Origin of the sequence: uncultured Escherichia sp. (assembly GCF_948475835.1) — a bacterium.
Classification (GTDB): Bacteria; Pseudomonadota; Gammaproteobacteria; order Enterobacterales; family Enterobacteriaceae; genus ECMA0423.
Genome location: NZ_CAOLGM010000229.1, coordinates 1 through 3,030 on the forward strand (window position 1 = coordinate 1; position 3,030 = coordinate 3,030).

At 53.8% G+C, this 3,030-nt stretch carries 1 protein-coding gene and 2 pseudogenes; 2 read left to right on the forward strand and 1 reads right to left on the reverse strand.

Annotation, left to right across the window (positions count from 1 at the left end):
- Positions 1 to 1,345, forward strand: a pseudogene (gene cusA / locus QZF50_RS23240) (Cu(+)/Ag(+) efflux RND transporter permease subunit CusA); the annotation flags it as partial.
- Between the two features lie 101 nt (positions 1,346 to 1,446).
- Positions 1,447 to 2,823 (forward strand): phenylalanine transporter, encoded by a 1,377-nt coding sequence (gene pheP / locus QZF50_RS23245; protein ID WP_000786320.1) that lies wholly within the window; start codon positions 1,447 to 1,449, stop codon positions 2,821 to 2,823.
- 67 nt (positions 2,824 to 2,890) lie between these two features.
- Here the strand turns inward: pheP and QZF50_RS23250 are convergent.
- Positions 2,891 to 3,030, reverse strand: a pseudogene (locus QZF50_RS23250) (miniconductance mechanosensitive channel); the annotation flags it as partial.

A 3,030-nucleotide genomic window follows, 5' to 3' on the forward strand; every position in this document is an offset into this window, starting at 1 on the left:
TGAAGTGGCGCGGGTATTTGGCAAAACCGGGAAAGCGGAAACCGCCACCGATTCTGCTCCGCTGGAGATGGTAGAAACGACCATCCAGCTTAAGCCGCAGGAGCAGTGGCGGCCAGGCATGACGATGGACAAAATCATTGAGGAACTGGATAACACCGTGCGGCTGCCGGGGCTGGCGAATCTGTGGGTGCCGCCAATTCGTAAGCGTATCGATATGCTCTCAACCGGCATTAAAAGCCCCATCGGCATTAAAGTTTCCGGCATTGTGCTGGCGGATATCGACGCGATGGCTGAGCAAATTGAAGAAGTAGCGCGAACGGTGCCAGGCGTAGCTTCTGCGCTTGCCGAGCGGCTGGAAGGTGGGCGCTATATCAACGTTGAGATTAACCGTGAAAAAGCCGCACGTTACGGTATGACGGTGGCGGATGTGCAGTTGTTTGTGACTTCTGCGGTGGGCGGGGCGATGGTTGGCGAAACGGTGGAAGGGATTGCCCGTTATCCAATTAATCTGCGTTATCCGCAAAGCTGGCGCGATAGTCCGCAGGCACTGCGCCAGCTGCCGATCCTGACGCCGATGAAGCAGCAAATCACCCTGGCAGACGTGGCCGACATTAAAGTCTCTACCGGACCGTCGATGCTGAAAACCGAGAATGCGCGCCCGACGAGCTGGATTTATATCGATGCGCGCGATCGTGACATGGTGTCGGTGGTTCACGATTTGCAAAAAGCGATAGCTGAAAAAGTGCAGTTAAAACCGGGCACCAGCGTGGCATTCTCCGGGCAGTTCGAGCTACTGGAGCGCGCCAACCATAAGCTTAAACTCATGGTGCCGATGACGTTGATGATTATCTTCGTGCTGTTGTATCTGGCGTTCCGTCGGGTGGGCGAAGCGTTGCTGATTATCAGCAGCGTACCGTTTGCGCTGGTGGGCGGCATCTGGTTGCTGTGGTGGATGGGCTTTCATCTTTCCGTGGCGACGGGCACTGGCTTTATCGCCCTCGCCGGGGTCGCCGCCGAATTTGGCGTGGTGATGCTGATGTATTTACGTCACGCCATAGAGGCCGTGCCGTCGTTGAATAATCCACAAACATTCAGCGAGCAGAAGCTGGATGAGGCGTTATATCACGGCGCGGTCCTGCGCGTGCGCCCGAAAGCGATGACGGTGGCGGTGATTATCGCCGGTCTGCTGCCGATTCTGTGGGGAACGGGGGCTGGTTCAGAGGTGATGAGCCGGATTGCCGCACCGATGATTGGCGGCATGATCACCGCACCTTTGCTGTCGCTGTTTATTATCCCGGCGGCGTATAAGCTGATGTGGCTGCACCGACATCGGGTACGGAAATAAAAGCAGGATACCCCGTTTAACCGTGTGGATTGTGTCTTGCGACGATGGGCACTAAATGTTAAAAGGTGCCCCTCAACAAAAAAGACACACAGGGGAAAGGCGTGAAAAACGCGTCAACCGTATCGGAAGATACTGCGTCGAATCAAGAGCCGACGCTTCATCGCGGATTACATAACCGTCATATTCAACTGATTGCGCTGGGTGGCGCAATTGGTACTGGTCTGTTTCTTGGCATTGGCCCGGCGATTCAGATGGCGGGTCCGGCTGTATTGCTGGGCTACGGCGTCGCCGGGATCATCGCTTTCCTGATTATGCGCCAGCTTGGCGAGATGGTGGTCGAAGAGCCGGTATCCGGTTCATTTGCCCACTTTGCCTATAAATACTGGGGACCGTTTGCGGGCTTCCTCTCTGGCTGGAACTACTGGGTAATGTTCGTGCTGGTGGGAATGGCAGAGCTGACCGCTGCGGGCATCTATATGCAGTACTGGTTCCCGGATGTTCCAACGTGGATTTGGGCTGCCGCCTTCTTTATTATCATCAACGCCGTTAACCTGGTGAACGTGCGCTTATATGGTGAAACCGAGTTCTGGTTTGCGCTGATTAAAGTGCTGGCGATCATCGGTATGATCGGCTTTGGCCTGTGGCTGCTGTTTTCTGGTCACGGCGGCGAGAAAGCCAGTATCGACAACCTCTGGCGCTACGGTGGTTTCTTTGCCACCGGCTGGAATGGGCTGATTTTGTCGCTGGCGGTAATTATGTTCTCCTTCGGCGGTCTGGAGCTGATTGGGATTACTGCCGCTGAAGCGCGCGATCCGGAAAAAAGCATTCCAAAAGCGGTAAATCAGGTGGTGTATCGCATCCTGCTGTTTTACATCGGTTCACTGGTGGTTTTACTGGCGCTCTATCCGTGGGTGGAAGTGAAATCCAACAGTAGCCCGTTTGTGATGATTTTCCATAATCTCGACAGCAACGTGGTAGCTTCTGCGCTGAACTTCGTCATTCTGGTAGCATCGCTGTCAGTGTATAACAGCGGGGTTTACTCTAACAGCCGCATGCTGTTTGGCCTTTCTGTGCAGGGTAATGCGCCGAAGTTTTTGACTCGCGTCAGCCGTCGCGGTGTGCCGATTAACTCGCTGATGCTTTCCGGAGCGATCACTTCGCTGGTGGTATTAATCAACTATCTGCTGCCGCAAAAAGCGTTTGGTCTGCTGATGGCGCTGGTGGTAGCAACGCTGCTGTTGAACTGGATTATGATCTGTCTGGCGCATCTGCGTTTTCGTGCAGCGATGCGACGTCAGGGGCGTGAAACACAGTTTAAGGCGCTGCTCTATCCGTTCGGCAACTATCTTTGCATTGCCTTCCTCGGCATGATTTTGCTGCTGATGTGCACGATGGATGATATGCGCTTGTCAGCGATCCTGCTGCCGGTGTGGATTGTATTCCTGTTTGTGGCATTTAAAACGCTGCGTCGGAAATAAGGCATTCACGCTACATCCGACAAAACGATGTCCGCTCTCATCCATTCGATGAGAGCGGTTTTTTTAATTACTGCTTAAATGCACCCGCCAGAGAGCGAATATCATTGCCGGTTGGCGACTGATGAAGTCGCAGACCAAACTCTTCGACAATCGCAAATATGTGATCGAATATATCAGCCTGAATGCTTTCATATTCCAGCCACACCA